This window comes from Chloracidobacterium sp., assembly GCA_016720705.1.
Lineage (GTDB): Bacteria > Acidobacteriota > Blastocatellia > Pyrinomonadales > Pyrinomonadaceae > OLB17.
Map to the genome: position 1 here is coordinate 505,684 of JADKKB010000005.1, position 20,778 is coordinate 526,461.

The 20,778-nt window shown below is 51.9% G+C and carries 19 protein-coding genes and 1 pseudogene; 7 read left to right on the forward strand and 13 right to left on the reverse strand.

Annotation, left to right across the window (positions count from 1 at the left end; all coding sequences use genetic code 11):
- The first annotated feature begins 254 nt into the window (after window positions 1-254).
- Window positions 255-413 carry a hypothetical protein gene (locus IPQ00_05565; GenBank protein MBL0240031.1) on the forward strand — a complete coding sequence of 53 codons (159 nt, stop codon included), beginning with the start codon at window positions 255-257 and terminating at the stop codon, window positions 411-413.
- Between the two features lie 44 nt (window positions 414-457).
- On the opposite strand, the gene IPQ00_05570 is transcribed toward IPQ00_05565, so the two are convergent.
- On the reverse strand, window positions 458-2,566 hold the full coding sequence (locus tag IPQ00_05570; GenBank protein ID MBL0240032.1) for a PD40 domain-containing protein: 2,109 nt from the start codon (window positions 2,564-2,566) through the stop codon (window positions 458-460).
- A gap of 218 nt (window positions 2,567-2,784) precedes the next feature.
- Between IPQ00_05570 and IPQ00_05575 the strand changes: the two genes are divergently transcribed.
- From IPQ00_05575 to IPQ00_05585, 3 genes are all read left to right on the forward strand, one after another.
- Entirely contained in the window at window positions 2,785-3,243 is a 459-nt protein-coding gene (locus tag IPQ00_05575) for a hypothetical protein (GenBank protein ID MBL0240033.1), read from the forward strand.
- A 54-nt stretch (window positions 3,244-3,297) separates the two neighbouring features.
- Window positions 3,298-4,131, forward strand: coding sequence for a hypothetical protein (locus IPQ00_05580; protein ID MBL0240034.1), 834 nt, complete (start codon window positions 3,298-3,300; stop codon window positions 4,129-4,131).
- Window positions 4,132-4,255: 124 nt separating this feature from the next.
- Window positions 4,256-4,489: a hypothetical protein gene (locus IPQ00_05585; protein MBL0240035.1), complete on the forward strand. Its 234-nt coding sequence runs from the start codon at window positions 4,256-4,258 to the stop codon at window positions 4,487-4,489.
- A 228-nt stretch (window positions 4,490-4,717) separates the two neighbouring features.
- Here the strand turns inward: IPQ00_05585 and msrB are convergent, their stop codons facing one another.
- The gene (gene msrB, locus IPQ00_05590) at window positions 4,718-5,164 is read right to left on the reverse strand and encodes a peptide-methionine (R)-S-oxide reductase MsrB (GenBank protein MBL0240036.1); all 447 of its coding nucleotides are present in this window, start codon (window positions 5,162-5,164) and stop codon (window positions 4,718-4,720) included.
- A 103-nt stretch (window positions 5,165-5,267) separates the two neighbouring features.
- Entirely contained in the window at window positions 5,268-6,323 is a 1,056-nt protein-coding gene (gene cax / locus IPQ00_05595; GenBank protein MBL0240037.1) for a calcium/proton exchanger, read from the reverse strand.
- A gap of 72 nt (window positions 6,324-6,395) precedes the next feature.
- On the opposite strand from cax, the gene IPQ00_05600 reads away from it, so the two are divergent.
- The gene (locus IPQ00_05600; GenBank protein MBL0240038.1) at window positions 6,396-7,376 is read left to right on the forward strand and encodes a hypothetical protein; all 981 of its coding nucleotides are present in this window, start codon (window positions 6,396-6,398) and stop codon (window positions 7,374-7,376) included.
- 7 nt (window positions 7,377-7,383) lie between these two features.
- On the opposite strand, the gene lpxD is transcribed toward IPQ00_05600, so the two are convergent.
- Window positions 7,384-8,412 (reverse strand): UDP-3-O-(3-hydroxymyristoyl)glucosamine N-acyltransferase, encoded by a 1,029-nt coding sequence (gene lpxD, locus IPQ00_05605; protein ID MBL0240039.1) that lies wholly within the window; start codon window positions 8,410-8,412, stop codon window positions 7,384-7,386.
- 137 nt (window positions 8,413-8,549) lie between these two features.
- Here lpxD and IPQ00_05610 point away from each other — a divergent pair, with 137 nt between their 5' ends.
- The gene (locus IPQ00_05610) at window positions 8,550-9,158 is read left to right on the forward strand and encodes a Uma2 family endonuclease (GenBank protein ID MBL0240040.1); all 609 of its coding nucleotides are present in this window, start codon (window positions 8,550-8,552) and stop codon (window positions 9,156-9,158) included.
- A gap of 71 nt (window positions 9,159-9,229) precedes the next feature.
- Here the strand turns inward: IPQ00_05610 and IPQ00_05615 are convergent, their stop codons facing one another.
- The 3 genes from IPQ00_05615 to priA form a co-directional block, all read right to left on the reverse strand.
- A complete protein-coding gene (locus IPQ00_05615; GenBank protein MBL0240041.1) occupies window positions 9,230-9,733 on the reverse strand; it encodes a nuclear transport factor 2 family protein in 504 nt (167 codons plus the stop codon).
- A 111-nt stretch (window positions 9,734-9,844) separates the two neighbouring features.
- Window positions 9,845-10,657 carry a nuclear transport factor 2 family protein gene (locus tag IPQ00_05620; GenBank protein ID MBL0240042.1) on the reverse strand — a complete coding sequence of 271 codons (813 nt, stop codon included), beginning with the start codon at window positions 10,655-10,657 and terminating at the stop codon, window positions 9,845-9,847.
- A 102-nt stretch (window positions 10,658-10,759) separates the two neighbouring features.
- The gene (gene priA / locus IPQ00_05625; GenBank protein MBL0240043.1) at window positions 10,760-13,018 is read right to left on the reverse strand and encodes a primosomal protein N'; all 2,259 of its coding nucleotides are present in this window, start codon (window positions 13,016-13,018) and stop codon (window positions 10,760-10,762) included.
- Between the two features lie 163 nt (window positions 13,019-13,181).
- Between priA and IPQ00_05630 the strand changes: the two genes are divergently transcribed.
- Window positions 13,182-13,691: a hypothetical protein gene (locus tag IPQ00_05630; protein MBL0240044.1), complete on the forward strand. Its 510-nt coding sequence runs from the start codon at window positions 13,182-13,184 to the stop codon at window positions 13,689-13,691.
- Here IPQ00_05630 and IPQ00_05635 read toward each other — a convergent pair.
- The 6 genes and pseudogenes from IPQ00_05635 to IPQ00_05660 all read right to left on the reverse strand — a co-directional run bounded on the left by IPQ00_05635 (window position 13,688) and on the right by IPQ00_05660 (window position 20,726).
- Window positions 13,688-14,629, reverse strand: a complete 942-nt coding sequence (locus IPQ00_05635; GenBank protein ID MBL0240045.1) for an ABC transporter ATP-binding protein — start codon at window positions 14,627-14,629, stop codon at window positions 13,688-13,690. The genes IPQ00_05630 and IPQ00_05635 overlap by 4 nt on opposite strands.
- A 3-nt stretch (window positions 14,630-14,632) precedes the next feature.
- A complete protein-coding gene (locus tag IPQ00_05640; GenBank protein ID MBL0240046.1) occupies window positions 14,633-15,568 on the reverse strand; it encodes a hypothetical protein in 936 nt (311 codons plus the stop codon).
- The gene (locus tag IPQ00_05645) at window positions 15,569-16,363 is read right to left on the reverse strand and encodes an ABC transporter permease subunit (GenBank protein MBL0240047.1); all 795 of its coding nucleotides are present in this window, start codon (window positions 16,361-16,363) and stop codon (window positions 15,569-15,571) included.
- Between the two features lie 147 nt (window positions 16,364-16,510).
- The gene (locus tag IPQ00_05650) at window positions 16,511-18,448 is read right to left on the reverse strand and encodes an O-antigen ligase family protein (GenBank protein ID MBL0240048.1); all 1,938 of its coding nucleotides are present in this window, start codon (window positions 18,446-18,448) and stop codon (window positions 16,511-16,513) included.
- Window positions 18,449-18,974: 526 nt separating this feature from the next.
- Window positions 18,975-19,058: pseudogene (locus IPQ00_05655) on the reverse strand (prepilin-type N-terminal cleavage/methylation domain-containing protein).
- Window positions 19,059-19,328: 270 nt separating this feature from the next.
- Window positions 19,329-20,726 (reverse strand): sigma-54-dependent Fis family transcriptional regulator, encoded by a 1,398-nt coding sequence (locus IPQ00_05660; GenBank protein ID MBL0240049.1) that lies wholly within the window; start codon window positions 20,724-20,726, stop codon window positions 19,329-19,331.
- Window positions 20,727-20,778 lie beyond the last annotated feature (52 nt).

A 20,778-nucleotide genomic window follows, 5' to 3' on the forward strand; every position in this document is an offset into this window, starting at 1 on the left:
CAGAACGTGCCGTCCGAGCCTACAATAAAATTATCTCACAGATATTGTGTGTCATACAATATATTATCTATGCAACAAAAATAAAAATGAGCTACAACTCCGGCCGCGAACAAATTGATTGACACCAAAGCTCACCAGGTACAAAATGACGCTATCGCCGCCTGGCTAAACCCCACGGACGGCGAACGGGCCAAAAGACATCACGCTTTCGCTTCATCGCATCGAGGCAGAAGGTCAATGTCCGGAGAAGTTTAATGAAAGATCCTAGTATCGAAATCCTGCACCGTATCACTGCATCGACACGGCAAGCAGGATCGCTCTCACGATGGGGCAGTATGGAAGACAACAATTTCGCAACATCAGCCGAAAGCGTAAGTGCAATGTACTTAAAGTCGGTCAAAGACGCCATATGAGAATCGACAAAATAGCAGGCCCGATACCGATTTGTTCCCGAGTCTCACTTTAGCCCTCCGATCAAAACCGCATCGTTTAGCCATTCGCCGCGTGTATAGGCAACCGAATTGCCGTCGAGAGAAAGGGAAAAATCCTCGACCTCCATATCGCCAAGATCGGCGACGAATTGCGGTGCGGCCGCGTCCAACGACTGTGACCAGAGCGAATTTTTCACGCCGTTATTAGTCACGTAGTTTAAGGTCAGGTTATCTTTTGACCAATCGATCTTGACCGGACGTGATTGCTCGTCGACCAGATCCAGGATCTTGACTATATTTCTATCAACGGTGGTCAGGACCGCGATCTTCATTCGATTGTCTTTTTCTCGGTCACGAAAAAAATACGCTACGTACTTGCCGTCCGGTGAAATTGTCGGGCGAAACATTTTCTCCATAACGACCTCTCTTTCGTCGAGTCCATCAGCGGAGACCCGCCACAGGGTTTGGTGCAGGCCCGATTCGTAATAGATCCATTTTTCATCCGGTGAGACGAAAACCGGGTAACCGCCTTCGGTCCGCGTCAATTGGATCGGATTGCTGCCATCCGCACTCATCCGCCAGACTTGATTTGTACCGGTGCGGTTCGATGCGAAGTATATAGAATGTGAGTCAGGCGACACCCGCGGTGAGAAATCCTTGAAAGTATTGTTTGTCAATTGGCGTTGGCCGGTACCGTCCGGATTAATGCTCCAAATATCATTATCGTCGGCCGAATAGATGATCTTTCCGTCCGGCGCAAAAACTACTTCGCGAGCCGGGGCCAGTATTCTCGTTATGCCGCCGGATGACAAAAAGAGCTGAAACGTATTTGTTTTCTGGACGGCGATCATTCTGTCGGCTATCTTATCGAGACTGATTTCCGAGTAACTTGCCGCATCCCGCGTGAGACGCTCGGTTTCCCCAGTTGCCGTCATAACCCGGAATATGCTTGATTGTTGGTCGAGATTTTCCATCGCCGCGAGTAGTATGCTTTTACTGTTGGGCAGCCACCGAAAGCTCTTAATGTCAAAAAAGCTGCGGCCGGAGATCGCAGTTTCGGCACCGGTTTCGAGAACAATGTTCGCCAGACGAAAGTCGTTGCCGCCGTTCCACGATTGGCCGCTTGCAAATGCGATCGACCTGCCATCGGGCGAAAAATGGTTGTCCCCTATGCGAATTGGGCTCACGCGACTAACTATTTTCCGCTGGTTTTGACCGTCGATGTCGGCGACGAATAACGAGCAAAAATCATCATCTCTGTGTTCGCAACGTACAAATGATATAAGCCGACCATCCGGTGAGAGGCTTATCCAGCCCTCGGTTTGCCCAAGTATTTGTTTAGGAATGCCCCCGAGGAGTGGGATCACAAAGACGCCTGATCTGGCCGGTGGGGCGAAAGTTGTCCGGACAAAGTAGACAGAATTGCCGTCGCTTGAAAAGGCGATTCCGATGTAGTTGTCATTCGTCGGTGCCACTAACTGAATGCTCTCCGCTGTATCCAGCTTGCGCAGCCAAACACCATATTTCCCGCCAGTTTCGTTAACAAACGCCACTAACTTGCCATCGGGAGAAAGATCGGCGTACCGCAGCTTGCCCAACCCGGATAATTTTTCGGACTGAAAAGGTTCAGACAAAATTCCGGGAGCGAGTCTCATTTCTGGAGCACGATCGCTTATGAGCCGAATGCCGAAAACCAAAGTGCACAATAGGAGAGTTGTAGCCACCAGCGTCAGGCCGATGGATCTTCGCGACCATCGTAAACCGATTGGTGCCGACGCTGCGGCGGCGTCCAAACCGGCCACCGGCAAATTCCTTTGAACTGTGGCAATAAATCGATAGCCGCGTCGCGGAACAGTCTCGATAAATCTTGGTTCGCTTGCGTCATCGGAAAGAGCTTTGCGAAGCATTTTGATGGTCGAGGTGAGATTGCCTTCTTCAACGAAGCGATCCGGCCAGATCATTTCCATCAGTTCATGCTTTTCGAGCAAATGCCCAGCATTCTCCAACAGGATTTCGAGCGCGTCAAAGACCTTTGGAGTAATCGACACCGGTTCGCCGTCATACAGCAAAGTCTTCTCTAAAAGGTCAACGCGAAAATTATCGAACTCGTAATACCGTTCTACTTTCGGACGCATAACGCTCTTTCACAATAATTTCACTTTTATTCCACCCGATTTTCAGGACGTCAAAGTGAAAATCATTTTAATCTGGTTGCCTCGGACAATAAATCTTAACACGAATGAGAACGGATATATTGACGGACCGGAATGCAGACCTTTTTACCTTATAAATCCGCAGGGTCCGGGACGCCGGAACGCGTCATTAACAGGAGGCAAATTGTATGAGTCTAATAATGGATATGATTTTGTTGACTACGTCGGAGGGAAAGCAGCGACTCCAGGAAAATCTAGAATTTGTCTCAGCATCTCTGACTGCCGTCGACATTCTCGATGATGCGGGATCGGCCCACTTGCAAAAGTTGGGCGAGATCAAAGGAGCTCTCGATAAGACGATCGACGTGCTTTCGTTTCCAGAAACCGCGATCAAGAACATTGGAGCGGCAATAGAAATCTCGTACGCGATATCAGATCTCCGAGGCGATATCCGAAGTAATCCGCAACGGTCCGCAAAGGCATTTGGACGAATCTTCGCCGGACTCGCCGTATTCTCCCAATATATGCCCTTTCCGGTAAGTATGTACTTCTCAATCTTCGAGGGGGCAGAGGACTTTTTCGAGAATCTGCGGATTCAGATGCAGCCGGAGATACACATGCGAGAACCAGGTTTGAGAGAAGTGATCGACAACTTGTAAGACAAAAGCAAAAGAACCGGACCGATCGAATCTAAACGACAGGACTAAATGAGAATGAAATCACAAGCCAAAACGATGTTTGCAGTTTTCGCAACCATCACACTATTTTTCGTCGGGTCATCAATCGCGTCGGCACAATTTACAATTACGATCCCGAAAATTCCGAAAATAAAAAATCCCGACACGAAAACATCGGCGCCTGCAGACGACACATCGTCACAGCCAACTCCAAAAAATTCAACAAATCGAAATGACCAAGGGAGCTCAAGTGGCGAGACGAGACCAAAAGGCCGTTGCACCGAGGCAGCGTCCCAGATTGGTTGGGCTATTGACGACATTAATGAGGACATTGTTCAAGTCGGGAATTATGGTGACGGTAAACATTCGCAACTGGTGTTCGAAATGCACCGCGACGACCATGTTTCGTTAGCGCTTTCGAAACCGGATCGCGACAAATATTTCCAGGAAAAAAAGATGGAGGACGTTCGTAATTGTCCGGGCCATTCGATCGATGGTGCTTTCGATGCCTTGGCAGAGGCACTAAGCAAAAAACTGCCCACGTATCTGCCGGCCCAGTCCAATTTTACAAATCACAATCCTGCGGACGAAAAGATGATCCGGGCCGAGGCGGTTCGTTTGTCGGAAAAAACTATCCTTAAGATCGGACTGGTCGAGGCGAGTTGGCTGATCGACACAAATGAAATTGGGATACCAAAATCTCGTTACAAACACGGAAAGGCTTGGCTGCGCATCGCTTCCGATACTCATCAGTTCTGCCACCTATTCAGCATAAACATCATTCAGGATTATGCCGGCGCCGGCAAATACGGAGCCAGTTACCCCTATTTTGCCGGTGACGAGATCGTCGGATGTCCGGCGGCGAAGTAGAAGATCGGCCGGCGAGGAAACAAATCCTTATGTATATTTCGATCCTTATTAGATATATCACTGCGTTGTGAAATCAGATCTCATGATCAATTGTTTTGAAAACAGCTGAACGGAGAATAGAAGAATGAAATTAACTATTTTGCTTGTTCTGCTGACATCAATACTAGGCGGCTGCGGTGCCGGAACTCTTAGCTCTTCGACACCCATCGACGTTGGCAATTTGACCAAGGAATTCAAGGAATCAAAGGAAAAGTTCAAAACCAAATATGATGGAAAGGAGATCACAATAAGCGGTTTGGTCGACAGGGAGCCAACTATGATCAGCGAGGCCATCGGCGGGGCGATAGGTCCTGGTTGACTTGAGCCGATCGAGGGATGAGGTCCGTTGTAGATTTGACGTAGCTGATTCGAAGTTGTTTCTTCAACTTAAACCGAAGACCCCTCTGACGCTCAAGGGGATTGTGGACGCCGCTTCGTCGACAATTTCGGTGGAGATGATTTCATGCAAATTTGTCTCTAAGTAGGTGTAGGCATTGATATTTCTGTGTGATGTCTTCGCCAACTACTAACAAAAAGTGGACGATTGCTACTTTTTCTGCGGGATATCCTCGCCGTTCTCAAAAAACTCAAGCGAAGCGGAATTAAGGCAATAGCGTTGGTAGGTCGGCGGCGGGCCGTCGGGGAAGACGTGGCCTTGATGGCCGCCGCAGCGGGCACAGCGGATCTCTACGCGTCGCATACCGTAGGCGTTGTCTTCGATGTTGGTAAGGTGCTCTTTGTCGAAGGGAGCATAGAACGACGGCCATCCGGTGCCGGAGTTAAACTTCTTTTTCGAATCGAAGAGCGGCAAACCGCACAAGCGGCAAGCGTAAACGCCATCCAACTTGTTATCAAGTAACGTCCCGCAAAACGCCGGTTCGGTGCCGTGGTTTAAGAGAATTCGATATTCCTCTTCGTTAAGCTCCTGGGCGAGGCGTTCGATGGATTCGGCTGACAATGGGGTGATTTCAAAGCCTGATTCTGATGTTTCCATAAATGTTACCTTTTTGTGAGTTCAATAAAAATCTTCTAGTTTGGACTCAAAATTCGAAATATCATTCGACGAACTGGCCGCACGCCAACGCTGGCGGTTATGACTAGCCCCACCAAAATGCTGATGCGATGATCGCATAGAGTCCGATCAGTGCGAGGCCTTCGAGCCAGATAGATTCTCCGTCGTACACGATAAAGGCGCTGACGATGACCGCGATGAGTAGCACTGCTACCAACATCGGGGACAGTACAAATGTAAGAATAGCTCCGCCCAACACGTACGAAAGCAGCACCAAAACGGGGAACAGGCCGAGTGCTATCTGCAGCGAGCTATTCTGAATGACACTGATGGCGTAGTCCGCCTGGTTTCGCCAAGCCAATTGAATGCCGATCAGATTTTCGATGGCGTTACCGGCGACCGCGACTACGACCAGACCGGCAAATGCCTCCGAAATGCCGAGCGAAGCCATTGCCGGTTGCAATGCCTCGACGAACCAGTCCGATACCAGAGCGGCCCCGACTCCCGCACCCGCGAGCACGATGATGGTCAGTTTCAGCGACCATCCGGGTTCGCCCGATTCTTCGGCCTGTATGGAAAGTGCAGGGTCGCCCTTGACCGAAAAATAAATATTAGCTGCCAACAGAACGAGCAATATCACAGCCAAAAAGATGTCGAGGCTGAGTATGTGAGTCTCCGCGGGAGTGTGCAGTTCCTTGGCAAGCGTCGGTATAACGAGCACGGCGGACGCCAGCAGCATCAGCGTAACGATCATCTTTGGCGGCTCTGAATTGAAACGTTGTGTTCCGTTTTTGAGTCCGCCGAAAAACAGAGCGAGGCCAAGCACCAGTACCGAGTTTCCAAGTATCGAGCCGATCAGGGCCGCCTGCACAACGTGGTCGAGACCTGCGCGGAGTGCAAATATGCAGACAAATAGCTCAGGCAGATTGCCGAGTCCCGACTGCAGTACGCCGGTCGCTCCGGGCCCTAGACGACTGCCAAGCTGTTCGGTGGCGTCGCCGACGATCATCGCCAAAAGGGCAAGTGCCGCAGCGGTAACGGCAAAGGCAAGCACTGCATTGGCGTGCGTGTAATGCAAAATGCCGGCGGCCGCAGTCACGATCAGGCAAATGATGATGATGATCTTTTCTTTTTTGTGCATATGGCGAGATGGAGGAATTTTACGCTGACTTGGACAGGTTCGGCAACGGTGAGGACGAGATTATTTGTTGCATTGGGAATTAAAAAGGCACAGAATGCCTTCGTCGTGACCAAAATGGACGAGTTATCGTTGGGCGAACTTAAGGGCGTTTTTCGCGTGAGAATGGGACTGACATACTTCTTGCCTCATTTCGGACTATTTTGCGTAGCATTGATCGGATTCGCAATCTATTACGGAGCACCGGCAGGCTGGAAATCATACGTTTCGGCCCTTGTTTTTTTACTCTTTTCGCTACCTCTGGCATTTATTTTGTGGAAGACGATCCCGAGCCTTTTCGATCAGCTTACCGTATACCAGAACGGTTTCACATACAAGACCCGTCGCGGACTCCAATCTTGTACTTGGCCACAGATCAAAGATCAAAGTGCGACGCTCGATACGGGTGACCGTATGAAAATGACCTCGGTCGAAAAGCGGGGCGGCGAAATGATAGTCTTCGCCTACAAGATGCGAGGCCTCGACCTGCTCGATCATCTTTACGCGGAATACGAGTTCGACAAGATACCGCAGGCGGAGAAAGCCACTTCGGCTGATCTGGCGGACGAGCCGACATCTCTCGGTGAGCTAAAGGGCACGTTTCGCGTCGGTCGGAAAGCGTTCGACTTTGTCCCGCTAGCACTAGTTGCGTTGATTGCCGGCTTTGGCATCCTATTGACCGCGGTCAATCTCGCTGTAGTGACGTTTTTCGTCTGCACGGTCCCATTGATGATACCGTTTCTGATAATTGCTCGAACGATGATCATCGAACGCCGAGACGTGATGCAAATTTATGAAAATGGTTTTAAGTATTTCGACAAAAAGTCGGAAACCAGCTGCCTATGGAGCGAGATCGCGGACTATAACATTGCACGCGGGCCATTTGGCGGGATCGAGGGCCTCACGGGAATAAAGAAGAATGACGGAAACTGGGTCGCGATCGCCGGCAATATGCAGGGTTTGGATAAATTGGCTCCACACCTGAGAAAAACATTGACGTGGAACGGCACAGAATAATGAAGATCTAGTCTTTCTCCATTGTACTTAGACGCCGCTCGATGTCCCGCACGGTTCGCACCAGATCGCCGAGCTTGCGAAATGCCGCAGTGGAACGCAGCCAGTCGCGATTTTCGAATGCAGGGATGCCGGACATAACCTTGCCCGGTTCCACATCGTGCGAGATGCCGGATTTTGCCGTCAACACTGCGTCGTCGCCGATCTTGAGGTGGCCGGCGATGCCGACCTGGCCTGTGAGAATTACGCGTTTGCCGATATGCGAAGAACCGGCGAGGCCCGTTTGCGAGCAGATCAGTGCGTCCTCGTCGACCGTGCAGGAATGACCGATCTGGACGAGGTTGTCGATCTTGGCACCGCACTTGATGCGGGTTTCGCCTACCGAGGCACAGTCGATGGCCGTATTTGCTCCGATCTCGACGTCATCTTCGAGCACAACGCGGCCCGTTTGCGGTATCTTGAGCCATTTTTTCTCGGGCGTGCGGGCGTAGCCAAAACCGTCCGATCCGATCGTCGTATTGTTGTGAATGATGCAGTTACGGCCGATCTCACAGTTTTCACGAATCGAACTGTTTGAATGAATGGTCGTGTCTTCGCCAATGGTGACACCATCGTAGATCGTTACATTTGGCATCAGACGCACGCCACTTGCGATCGTGCAATTGGCTCCGACAACGGCATTGGCGTGGATCTCGACATTGCTCGCAACGGTCGCGGTCAGGTCGATCACCGCCGACGGATGGATAAATGGCGTAAGTTTCGGGAAAGGGAAAAATGCCCGCATCGCCAACGTATAGGCGACATACGCGTCCTTGGCCCGCAGAACGGCAATATCGGAGCGTTCGATCGCTGTACGTTCGTTGAGGAATATCGCCCCGGCGCGCGTTTCGGTAAGCTGCGGCGTATATTTCGGGTTTGCCAAAAACGTAACATCGGTCGGGCCTGCGAGATCGAGGCCGGCGGTCGATGTGATCTCGAGGTCAGGCGAGCCGTGCTCGATCGCACTTTGGGTCAATTCAGCCAGTTGCAGAAGTTTCATCAAAAAATCCTTGATAGTTCGTTAGCGAATGTGTCACACTATTTTTGCAAACAATTTAACCCACGCAAAGTCACCAGTCTTTGTATTCCACTCTTCCGGCCCGTTTATAGTTTTTTTGACAGGAGTAGTATCGTAGTATGAATCAAACCACCGCTGAACAGACCGGCAATAAGCAAAGTAAGAATTTTACCAATCCGGAGCGACGTGATGTTGTAAAAAATGAATATTTGGATGGCCGGTTGGTCGCTAAACCTGCGGCCAATCGATGGCATAATCTGATCTCGTCTAATTTTGCGATCGCCATTGGCAGTCGCATTCACCGCAGCACTTGTGAGCTTTACGCCAATGATATGCTGGTCCAGTTAGGCAAAAATTCCGTGTGTTTCCCGGACATTGTAGTCGTAAACGGCGAACCGGTCTTTAATGATCAAACCTTTGAGGTCATACAAAATCCGACGGTTGTGATCGAGATATTCTCGAGTGTCGCAAATACAACCGACCGCACTCAAAAACTCGAGGGATTTCTTGCAATACCGAAGATCAAGGAATGTCTCCTCGTTAACGAAAACGAAATGCGGATCGAGCATTACGCCCGTCAGAATGCGAAACAATGGATCTATCGAATATATAACGAGCGCGACGACGTTATCTCATTGGAATCGATCAACTGCAAACTTTCGCTTGCAGAGGTATATGCCCAGGTCAAACTCAAGGAATCCGAACTCAGCTCAAAGGCGGTAAATTAGATCTAAAACGATCATAAAAAGGGCCTCGACTCCTGTGAGCGAGGCCTTTTCGCATTTGATCGAACGGCGATCTATTTGAGCATCGTCTGTTGCTCAGACTTGACCATCCATTTGCCGTCCTTTTTAACAAACGTATCAGTAATGCGGGCTTTTCCGGATTGGCCGGTCTTGAGTTTGATCGCCTGAGTGTAGCGGAGCACGGCCGAATCTTCGCTAAAACTGAGCAGGTCAGGATCGGTGATCGTTACACTCTTAACATTCTTTTCTTTTTTAATGTCAGCGAGGGCTTCGTTTTTGTTCTGCACCTTGCCATCGACTCCCGTGAGTTCAAAATCGTCGGTCGTATATTTGGCGATCAAGGTGATATCTCCGTTCATTACCCCTTCCGTGATCTCTTTTTCGAGTTTGACGAGTTCGTCAAGCACCGCTTGCTTGCTAGGTGACGGTTCGGGCTTTGGCGTCGATTTGGCGGGAGCCTGAGCCGTATTGGCCGGAGTTTGAGTCTCGGGCTTGTCGCCGATGCCGCAAACGTACATCACCGCCGCCAGTATCAAGAACGCTAAAGTTGATTTCATTTGAGTCGGTCTCCTGTATCAGTTGTTGTCGATAGGCGAATGGTATTCTACTGAATTGTCTAAGTCAATTATATGCGATCAGTCGCGCCCGAAATGCTCCGGCGGCATCGATCATTTGGTCAAAGCCTTTTGAAATTTCAGCCGCCAGCGACCGTCTTGCTTGACGTAGGTTTCGGTCAATTGGGTCCTGTCCGGCTCGGAGGCGGGCGGCGAGATCGTCAGAATATACCGTATCACGACAGTGTCATCGTCTGCGCTGACAAGGTCAAACTTGCCGAATGAGTATGGCCAGGATCGGCCTTCCGTCGTGCTTTTAACCTCGTCGATGGTAGTTTTTTTGTTATATCGCTTTCCATCCGTGTCCATCGAAATAAAATCGTCGGTCAGGATCTCAGAAAGTGACGCAGTATCGCCGCGAAGTGCTGCCCTTATGACTTCCTTTTCGACCTCGACCACCTCTGCCTTAAGTGATTCTTTATCGGCCTCCGCAGGTTCTGGTTCGGTTTCGGCCGGAGTGGGCAATTTTATGTCAAGCGGCGTGGGCGACGGAGTTTTGGCCGTCCCCGAAACCGGTGACGGAGTCGGAGCCGCGTTTTTGGCCACAGTCTGCTCAGTCGAACTGCGAAAGTATATTAGGGCACCAATCGCACCGAGGACGGCGAGGAGCAAGACGAGCACCACCGCTGCGGCGATCAGGACCTTAAAGATGCCGCTCGAAGGCGGTGTCGGCGGTTGCGTGATATGTTGGTCCGGAACAAATTTGGCAGTCGGCGGCATCGAATCGTCGATGCGAAACGGGTCGTCCGGGCGCTGCATAACTGTCGCTTGCTCATTATCATTTGCGATCAGTGCGTTGCCGTCAGCCAGACAAAAACTCAGGGTCTCGTCCGTGTAGATCGTTCCGCACTTTGGGCATTCTTTCATATAACGTCTTTTCAGCTCACTCCATCCGAATAACAGAAATACGGAGTTCTATTACGATGCCATGCCTAACGGGATATCGGGTCAACCAGCCTCTGTTTATCCTCACATAAGGTTAACCGGGTCGATCTCAACGTATATCGACCGCATATCTCCGCCGTTATTCTCGGTATTTGCGAGAGCGATCTGGAGAGCCTCGCGCAGAGTCTTTCGGCTCGCACCTTTGAGGATTATCTGCAGCCTGAATTCGTTTTTCAGACGCGAGATCGACGCCGGTGCCGGGCCGAGCACTCGGGCTTGGCGGGCCGTATTGGCAGCATCTAGTTCGCGCCTAAGTATATTCGCGGTTTTTGACGCAGAAGCTAGGTCGCGGTGCTTGATTATTATGCTCGCGAGTACGTAGAACGGCGGATAACCGAGCCGCTGTCTAAACTTGATCTCTTCGGCATAGAATCCATCGTAATCCTGCTTTACGGCGTGCCGCAGGGCGTAATGTTCGGGGTAATAGGTCTGGATCAGCACTTTGCCGGCCTTTTTGCCGCGTCCCGATCGGCCTGCGACCTGAGTGATGAGTTGAAATGTACGTTCCGCCGAACGCAGGTCCGGAAGTCCGAGCCCGATATCGACCGAGATGACACCGACTAGTGTGACATTGGGAAAGTCGTGTCCCTTCGCGATCATCTGGGTGCCGACGAGCATATCGAGTCCGCCGGCCGCGAATTTGAGCAGAACGGCCTCCATTTCGCCCTTATGTGCCATCGTATCGCGATCGACGCGTGCGATCCTCATCGACGGAAACTTTTTAACAAGTTGTTCAGTGATATTCTCAGTGCCTTCGCCGACAAAATACAGAAACTCGCTCTGACAATGCGGACAGACCCGCGGTGCCTTTTCACGATAATTGCAGTAATGACAGAGAAGTTTGCCGTCGCCCCGATGAAAAGTCAGGGTTATGTCGCAATTTTTGCACTTGAGCGTCTCGCCGCACGTACGGCACAGTACAAATTGCGAGAAACCCCTTCGATTGAGCAGAATGATCACTTGCTCGCCTTTAGCGTGTGTCTCGGCGATGGCTTCGACCAGTTCCGGCGATAGAGCGACATCCTTGCCGAACCGTTTGAAAACGGCCCGCATATCGATCAATTCGGCCTTGGCGAGGCCGCGTCCGCCGATGCGTTCCGGTAGTTGAAGGTAGGTGTATTTGCCGTTTTGAGCATTGTAAAACGATTCCATCGCCGGTGTGGCGGATCCGAGCACGACGATTGCACCCGCAAGGTTCGCACGCATCACGCCGACGTCGCGAGCGTTGTAAAACGGCGATTCGTGCTGACGGTACGACGGGTCGTGTTCCTCATCGATGATCACGATACCGATATTTTCGAGCGGTGCAAAAACGGCAGAGCGTGTGCCGATCGCGATCCGAGCCTCACCGCGCCGGATGCGACGCCATTCGTCGAAACGCTCGCCGGGGCTGAGATTTGAATGCAGGATCGCCACATCGGACCCAAAAACTGCCCGAAGCCGCCGCGAAAATACGGGCGTGAGAGCGATCTCAGGAACGAGCATCAACGCCGAACGCCCGGCATCGAGAGCAAATCGCATTGAGCGAATATAGACCTCGGTCTTTCCGCTGCCCGTAACGCCGTGCAGCAAGAACGCCTTAAAACCATTGGCGCCGCCGATCGCACCGGTGATCTGTTCGAATGCGGACTGTTGCTCGGCAGATAGCGTGTGGTTGTCAAGATCGGGAATCGCGGCCCCCTTCAGCGGATCGCGCAAAACGTCTTGGGTATATATATCTACGATGCCACGTTTGGCGAGTGTATTGATCGGCGATGCACCGACATCTGCCTGTTCCAACACGTCTGTAAAGAGCATTTCGCCGCCGTTTGCGCTGAGCAAGTCGATGATCGCCTGCTGCTGGTCGGTAAGTTGCTTGCCGTCAGCGTCGGCAGTCAGCAGTCGCACGGCCTTTCGCCGTTTGGGCCGCACTTTATCGGAATTGATGCCTGCGGGAAGCGATGCTTTAAGCATTTCGCCCCAAAAGCTGGCATAGTATTCAGCGGTCCATTGCGTAAGTTTGAGTATCTCGGCAGTGATCAGAGGTTCGTCGTCCGAGACCTCAAGAATGTGTTTGATTTTCGACTCGTCAAACTCGATGTCCTCCGGCAGATCAGTATGCAGTTTAACCGCATATCCGGTCATTATTCGCTTTCCGAACGGAACCTTGAGTCTCGCCCCAATGGCGATGGTGCCGCGAAGTTCATCCGGCACGCGATAGGTAAACGAGCGCCGCAAGGGAACCGGCAAAACGGCTTCGACATACGCCGGAAGCGAATCGGATATGGACTTTGGAGTCGGCATTTTCTCGTCTGTGACCAAAATGATAACCTATCGGAACATATTGCCGAAACCGGCGTCTAAATAGGAATAACCATCGCCGACAAAGCGACGGAGTATCGACGCACTTGAGTCAAAGTCACTTTAACGTCGCTCAGTCTTAACGACTCTGCTGTAAAATCAAACTATGGACCACATTTTCAAACCGGAAAAAAAGAAGCGCGGCATCAACCCGATATTTGCGGTTGGGATAGTGATCGGGATCCTTCTGATCGGCGGAGCGATATACCTTTTGTCGTTCAAACCGCCGATGGAGGAGCAGACGGCAAAGCTGCTCGAGGGCTCGTTTCGTGAGGGAACACCGGAGTTTACGGCTCTCAACAAAGATATAATCATCGCGACCGACGACAATACGGTCGAGTCGCCGATGGGGCTTGGAACGGTTTCGATGTTTATCAAAGGCAACGTCCGAAACAAGGGCACACACAATATCTCGACGCTTGAGGTGAATGTCGCCGTAATAACCCAGAAGAACGAAGTGCTGCGCGAAAAGCGCATTCTTGTAGTTCCGATCCAGCAACCCATACTTGGGCCTAACCAGACCATCCCGATAACCTTGACGCTCGACGGGTTCGACCGTAAGGACGACCGCGCAAATATTCGATGGAAAGTAACCGCGATCAGAGCTGAGAACTAGTTCGACGACTCTTTTACAAATAGGTCCTCGAGGGATTGCTTGACCGGATTGATCGAGGTCAGGCGTCCGCCGTTTTTGCGGGTGATGGTGAGCACCGCCTCGATATCATTTTCGTCAAGGATGTGGATATTGGCGCCGTTCGGTTTGGCGAGCAGCGTGGCCCCGGCGATGAATTCGATCTCATCGCGGATCGCCTCGGCCAAAACGCCCTGAACACTGATCTCCAGGGCTCGTGCTTCTTCCGCATTCGACAGCAAATCGTTCAAATCTCCGTGGGCTGCCAATCGGCCGGCCCGAAGGATCGCGACCTGATCACACAGTGCCTCGATATCCGAAAGTATGTGCGTGGACATAAAAACGGTCGTGCCCTTGTCCCGAAGCCCGGCGATAAGTTCGCGGATCTCGCGTCGTCCGACCGGATCAAGACCGCTCATTGGCTCGTCCATAAATACGACCTCAGGGTCGTTGATCAGCGATTGGGCCAGGCCGACGCGTTGCAGCATTCCCTTGGAATATTTGCGTAGTTGGCGTTTCCAGTCTTTTTCCTCAAGGCCGACCGCGGTCAGTAACTCGTCACACTTATGCCGCCGAGTCGCTGCGTCAAAGCCGAAAAGTTCGCCGAAATACTCCATTAGTTCGCGTGCCGTCAGATAGTCGTAGAAGTATGGATTTTCGGGACAATAGCCGATCCGTCGATGCATTTGGACGTCATTAATGTCGCAGCCAAGGATCTTGGCCGAGCCCGAAGTAGGGAACTGCAGTCGCATCAAAGTCTTGATCGTCGTCGTCTTACCTGCACCATTACCACCCAAAAAGCCGAATATCTGCCCGGGCGTTACGTTAATTGTGAGGTCGTCGAGAGCCCGAACCCGCTTTTTGCGCAGAAATCCGGTCTCATATTCCTTGGTCAGATTGTGGATCTCAACAGCGTATTCCATATACTATTTTACCGGCAAACCTGTGTGGGCAGCGTCGAGTTTGACGCGGCAATTTTCTTTATCGAGCAAATACGGGGCGTTGGTTGGATCGATAAGATTCCCCGACCGATCGACCATAAATTCATTCCCGGCCGGCAATTTCACCTGCAACAGTGCGGGTGCGATCTCCGAGAGGGCGTTGACGCAACGGCCCATACGTTCGCGAAAGTCGCTCAGAGCCTTATCGATCGCATCACGCTCATCCATCGAATCCAGTTCGTTCAATCGTCTTTCTGCTGTTAAACGGACCAACGGATCGTCGGAGTCCGCCAGCATCTGACGAAATATTTCGCGTGCTGTCGAGCGACTACCGCCTTCGGTCTGCATAGACGCCGCCATCAGTCGCATAAACGGAGGTGCACCGGCGATCGCGGCACCGCGTTCATAGGTCTCGGCGGCCTGGTCGTAGTGGCCGATCTTCCAATATATATAGCCGAGATACTGATACAGCCGCCACTCGTCGGGGTTGTTGGCGATACCCTTTTGGGCGATCTCGATCGCCTTGTCTTTGTCGATCGCCGGCATCACGATCGCCCCGTAACTGTAGGCGGCGATAAAGTGCGGATCGAGATCGGTCGCATTCTGGAGCAAAGGGTAGAGCAATCTCGGATTAAGTCCGCTAAGATCGTCGATATTAACAAAATCAGAGTTTGAACTAATGATCTTGCCGCCGATGTACTGGAGCGAACGCATCCAATACCAATCGGCCATAAGCCCTTCAAACCCAAGGGCAAAGCCCTTGAGCCGCGAACCGTTCATCGTCAGATCGCTATCGTCATAGTCCGCCGGAAGTGCCGGTCGATTGCGGTCGAGAAAGCCGCTCAGTCCGATCACGGCGACAAACCCCGCGATGATTATCGTAAGCGGCAGAACCGTGTTCTTTAACAAGTTCGATCTCATCTACTTGAAATTGCGCCGGCTGAAGATCATCACCGTGATGGTCATCAGGATCACATCGTAAACCAAAGCGTACAAAACTGCCGCCCCGAGCATCGCCGGCGGAGGTATATCGCCGTTTGCCGTATTGGCTATAAAGCTGAAATTTGAAAGATTGGGCAAAAGGTAATAGATCGCCGAAAAGAACCAGATCGCCCCTTTCGAGCCGAGGCTGGTCGCGAGATCCAGCAGTGACGCACTGAAATGGCCGATCAGAAAGACAAAAAAGGTCAAAAGGGCCGACAATGCAGGTGTCGAAAACGACGAGAACATTATCGCGACGGCCGTCACTATCGATAGTTCGAGGAAGATCAGCATCACCGCTCCCCATATCTTCCAGACGAGCGGACCGCCGCCGACGTACAGCAACGCCAGCGAAACGCCCGCTCCCATAACGATCACATTAAGTAAAATCGTCAGGCACAGACCGAGGTATTTGCCGATAATAAACTCGCCGCGGCCGATGGGTTTCGAGAATATCGAGTAAACGGTCCGTTTCTCGATCTCTTTCCACACCAAACTAACACCGACGAAGATCGAAATAAATGAACCAAATAGCAAGATCGAACTGAGGCCAAGATTGACGATCACCCGCGACTCCTGACCGGCGGTCAGTTCGCCCAAAAAGATCGCACTTGCCGTGATCAGCAAGACAAAAAGAATCAAATTGTACAGGATCCGGTCGCGAACGGCCTCACGAAACGCATTTTTCGCGATCGCCAAGACCCGGGGCAGGAATCCTGTTTCTTTCGAAGACATATTGTAAGGCTATCGTTGTTGGGCATCCGGCGATAGATTCGCGTTCGCCAAAACCGAAGGTATTTTAGCACAATTGAAAGTTCCGGCGGAATAGCGAAATCGGACGCACTTGCGGCAGTGCCCAAAACGAGATCGATGAAATCAATGTCAATTCGCCGGTGGCTTGTCGATGTATTGGAAAACGGCTCCCGCCGGGATGAGAGCGTTGGGTTCCGCAAGGTCTTTATTTGTTTGGGCCTCATAAAACGCGGCAAGGCTGCCGGCCGTTATTAGTTTGTACCATCCATTCGCCTGCGGTCGATCGATTTCACGTGCGACGGCAAGTTGACGTGCGGATTCGACTGCATCGCCAAGTTTCTCGAGGAATACTGTGTATTCGATCCGCAGAAAGATCGACCGCGGATAGATAGTCAGTGACTCCTGATAAGTTACTCGGGCTGCGATGTGGTCGCCGGCGGCGATCTGTTGCTTGGCGAGTTGCGAATAGGTCAAGGAGAGACCAATGCCGGAGTTGATCGCCTGCCGTGTTTGTACGGCCGCCGAGGCCTGGTCACCGTTGGAAACATAACGGGCGGCGCTTGAAAGGTATGCACCGGAATATCCGGAATCTACAGCGAGGGCGGCACGGTATCGGTCTTGAGCGACGGACGGCGATTCCGTCCATTCGGCCTGATATACCTGATACTCGGCGTAGCCTTTTATTAGGCAGAACGCTGCGAGTAATGTGACTGCACCCCAACTTAAAAGGTATGCCGGCACGGAATTGATGGCGTTTGTCGCCGAGCGGGCGGGGCGACGGAGTTCGTTCATCGCGATTGCAAAAACGATAAAAAATACAACGCCATTCTGAGCCGCCCGAAACGAGAAAGAACTCACCATCGAACTGATGGCAAATGCCAGGTTCGAGCCCAGAGTCGCCCACAGCATTGGCGAAAGCTTCCAACCGTCACGCCCGAATTTGCGAAGCACGAACACCAGGAACAACAGGAACGGCAGAACAAATAGCGTAAAGCCTATGACACCGAGTTCAGCCAACACCTGTAGGGGTTCATTATGTGCACGCTCCGTGAGGAAGTCCTCACCGATTTCCGACTTTGGCTCATCCGGTTGGAGGTCGCGTAATTTCGCGCGTGCATCATTGAAAACGAGGCCGAAATTGTCCGCTCCGACGCCCAACAGCCAACTATCGGAAGCCATCTGCCGACCAACCGACCATGTGTAGATGCGCATATCGGATGTGCTCCGGGTCGAATCGGCCGCTCCGGTAATATAGTCCGTTGTGGACGGCATCGCAGTGAAAGCTGAGAACAGGACCTGTGTGCCGATCGTGATAGCGACCCAGACACCTGCGAGAACGAGGATTCGTTTGCGAAACGCCGTTGACGAAAAAAAGATCCCTCCGATGAAAAACAACGCTGTTCCGGCAATGCCGGCGATGAAGGCACCCTTGCTCAGTGAGAGCATCGCCGTTTCCCAGCCCAAAACTGCGGCAAGCAGAAGCCACAGCCTTTGCCCACGCCGTCGCGAATATGCTGCGGCGGCCCACAGGATCGGCAACAGAGTGACGAGCATTTCGGCGTATTTGCCATAGCGGATACGCAGATTGCCTTCATTTGAGGCAAAATCGGTCAGTAGGACGTATTCGAACAAACACAGCGTCCCCAAGATGATCGCCGCAAAGCCAAAGGTGCTCACCAGAGTCCGAACTCCATTCTCCAAACGAATGATCGCTGTAAATAATACAAAAAGAACAAGATAAAGCGACCACAATAACGTATGCTGGATCGCCGCATCGATCGAACTAGACCAGAATGCCGACATTCCGCTCCAAACGATGAACCCGCAGATCGTCAGCATTATCAAGCGAAGATTACCCGAAACCGGACGGAATATCTGCTCGCGTGTAACACCCGTTAGACGCCAATACACGAGTAAACAAATGGTGAATATAGCGAGCAGCAACTCAACCTTGTACGGTAAATTTACCTGTATCGTGGGCCTCGGCAGTCGAAAAAGGACGGCGACCAAGATCACTGACAATAGCGCCGAAAATGCGACCGGAGTCCTGTAGGGTTGACTTGTCATTATTTGGAGAGCGTTCCGTGCGGTCAAGCAATTCTATCATCTTCGCCAAAACGCAAATAACGAGCAGGCGTTTCCGCCTGCCCGTTTGGTTTATTGAACTAGGTAGGGACTAGTTTGCCAGCGGTGTACCGGCCTGAACAGCTGCGACGTCAGCGAAGTCGGTCAGAGTTGTGTCAGCCATCAGCACGCCTTCAGTAGCGATACCGAAGCGACGCGAACCTGTTTGGGTAACACCGGTCGTAGTCGTCGGAACTGCGGAAAACATAAACTGAGCTGGCTCCGTAGTCGAGGAAGCAATGCGGGCTCCCTTGAAGTTGTAGCCACTCTTTGTTCCGGTTCCCAATACTGCATCAACGAGACCCGGTGTCGCGAGGGATTGCAGTGCGAGGATGGAAGGTGCTCCAACGACACCGGCGTAGTTGCCGTTGCCATAGGTCGACGAGTATGTCATCTGAGCACCGTGCAGCGTGCGGGCTGCCGAGACGGCCGAGCCTTCGTTAGCTGAACGACGGGCAGCGAGCAAGTTGGGGATAGCGATCGCGGCGATGATGCCGATGATGACCACAACGATAAGAAGTTCGATAAGCGAGAAACCTTTCTGATTTTTCATTTTGTAATTCACAATCTCCTGAAGTTTTAGAAAATCTTTGTACCTTTCTGAGGCCGCAGATACTAATACAAGAGTTGTGCCAAAACGATCGTGCTCTTCAACGGGGCGATAAAGTCTATGTTTAGAGATATTTACGGTGGGGGCGGCGTGAGCGGGCGAGTTGGATCGAGACGGTTTAACGAGGATGCTAACAGTTTTTGGCAATTGCGTACTGACAAATATTGTCAAATTTGACGAATCAACCAGCGTTTTTCCCAATGCCCGGCCGTTTTACTGTTCGGAACCGCGCATCTGGGCAGAAATGGAGCGGATATCGTGCTTGTCGAGCAAATGCCGCAGTGATCGAACCGGCATTTTGAGCAGTTCCGCTGCCTTTGTCTGATTGCCCGACGTTTTGCGTAGAGCTTCCATAACGTAGGTCTTTTCCAGATTGTCGAGATGAGTGACCAGATCGATGCCGTCTTCGGGCAGGTCAAACTCGGATCTGATCCGCTCGGGATTGTAATTGGTGATGTGATCCGGAAGCCGTTCCGGTTGGATCTCTTCGCCGCGTTCGAGTGCGACGGCACGCTCGATCGTGTGTTCGAGTTCGCGCACGTTGCCGTGCCACGCATAATTCTCGAGCAGCACCATCGTTTTTGGCGAGATGGTGACCGATCGACCGGTCTGGTCACAGAATTTTCTAAGGAAATGTTCGACGAGCTCGGGGATATCGGTCGACCTATCGCGCAACGGCGGCAAATTGATAGGTATAACAGACACACGGTAAAAAAGGTCTTCGCGAAACGTGCCTTCGTCAGACATTGCCTTTAGGTCGCGATTCGTCGCCGCAATCACTCGGGCGTCGATCGCCAACTCATCGTGTGCCCCCACGGGCCGAACGCGTCGTTCCTGTAAGACCCGCAGAAGCTTGACCTGCATCGCCGGAGACATTTCGCCGATCTCATCGAGGAAAATTGTGCCCTTTTCGGCAGCTTCGAACAATCCCTTGCGATTTGCGGTTGCGCCGGTAAATGAGCCTTTCATATAACCAAACAGCTCCGACTCGAGCAGCGTTTCGGTAAATGCACCGCAGTTTATCGATATGAACGGCTTTTCAGCACGCGGGCTCAGGTCGTGAATCGCACGTGCGACCAACTCTTTACCGGTTCCGCTCTCGCCGGTTATCAAGATCGTCGATTGGACCTCGGCAACGGTCTCGATCATCTGAAAGATCGCATCCATCTTAGGCGAAGAGCCAACGATGTTCCTGACACTGCCGCGATCACGCTGGGCCCGCTTAAAAGCTCGGTTCTCATCGATCAGAGCTTGCTTTTCGAGCGTCTTGCTGATGATGAGCTTGAGTTCTTCGACGTCAAACGGTTTGGTTATAAAATCGTCGGCACCGAGCTTGAACGCTTCGCGGGCAGTATCGACCGACGCAAAAGCGGTCATTAATACGACGCCGATCTCGGGTTGGGATTCGCGGACGGCCCTCAGCAGTTCGATCCCGTCCATATCGGGCATCCTGACATCGGAGATGATCACATCCGACGGTGCATCAACCAAAAGTTCGAGAGCTTGCCGCCCGTTCATCGCGGTGCGGATAGCGTGGCCCTCTTTCTCAAACACGATGCTTAGAACTTGTCGAAAGCTCTGTTCGTCGTCAACGATCAGTATATTTGCCATATTTAGGTTCTAAAATGTCCCGAGGAGATCTCTACTCTGATCCGCCGCTGAG

Excerpts from the sequence above, each read along its gene's own strand:
- lpxD (MBL0240039.1), bottom strand. The coding sequence starts at position 8,412 with ATGAAACTTCTGCAACTGGCTGAATTGACCCAAAGTGCGATCGAGCAC.
- IPQ00_05620 (MBL0240042.1), bottom strand. The coding sequence starts at position 10,657 with ATGAAAGAATGCCCAAAGTGCGGAACGATCTACACGGACGAGACCCTG.
- IPQ00_05580 (MBL0240034.1), top strand. The coding sequence starts at position 3,298 with ATGAAATCACAAGCCAAAACGATGTTTGCAGTTTTCGCAACCATCACA.
- cax (MBL0240037.1), bottom strand. The coding sequence starts at position 6,323 with ATGCACAAAAAAGAAAAGATCATCATCATCATTTGCCTGATCGTGACT.
- IPQ00_05660 (MBL0240049.1), bottom strand. The coding sequence starts at position 20,726 with ATGGCAAATATACTGATCGTTGACGACGAACAGAGCTTTCGACAAGTT.
- IPQ00_05565 (MBL0240031.1), top strand. The coding sequence starts at position 255 with ATGAAAGATCCTAGTATCGAAATCCTGCACCGTATCACTGCATCGACA.
- IPQ00_05635 (MBL0240045.1), bottom strand. The coding sequence starts at position 14,629 with ATGGAATACGCTGTTGAGATCCACAATCTGACCAAGGAATATGAGACC.
- priA (MBL0240043.1), bottom strand. The coding sequence starts at position 13,018 with ATGCCGACTCCAAAGTCCATATCCGATTCGCTTCCGGCGTATGTCGAA.
- IPQ00_05640 (MBL0240046.1), bottom strand. The coding sequence starts at position 15,568 with ATGAGATCGAACTTGTTAAAGAACACGGTTCTGCCGCTTACGATAATC.
- IPQ00_05630 (MBL0240044.1), top strand. The coding sequence starts at position 13,182 with ATGGACCACATTTTCAAACCGGAAAAAAAGAAGCGCGGCATCAACCCG.
- IPQ00_05575 (MBL0240033.1), top strand. The coding sequence starts at position 2,785 with ATGGATATGATTTTGTTGACTACGTCGGAGGGAAAGCAGCGACTCCAG.
- msrB (MBL0240036.1), bottom strand. The coding sequence starts at position 5,164 with ATGGAAACATCAGAATCAGGCTTTGAAATCACCCCATTGTCAGCCGAA.
- IPQ00_05650 (MBL0240048.1), bottom strand. The coding sequence starts at position 18,448 with ATGACAAGTCAACCCTACAGGACTCCGGTCGCATTTTCGGCGCTATTG.
- IPQ00_05585 (MBL0240035.1), top strand. The coding sequence starts at position 4,256 with ATGAAATTAACTATTTTGCTTGTTCTGCTGACATCAATACTAGGCGGC.
- IPQ00_05645 (MBL0240047.1), bottom strand. The coding sequence starts at position 16,363 with ATGTCTTCGAAAGAAACAGGATTCCTGCCCCGGGTCTTGGCGATCGCG.
- IPQ00_05610 (MBL0240040.1), top strand. The coding sequence starts at position 8,550 with ATGAATCAAACCACCGCTGAACAGACCGGCAATAAGCAAAGTAAGAAT.
- IPQ00_05615 (MBL0240041.1), bottom strand. The coding sequence starts at position 9,733 with ATGAAATCAACTTTAGCGTTCTTGATACTGGCGGCGGTGATGTACGTT.
- IPQ00_05570 (MBL0240032.1), bottom strand. The coding sequence starts at position 2,566 with ATGCGTCCGAAAGTAGAACGGTATTACGAGTTCGATAATTTTCGCGTT.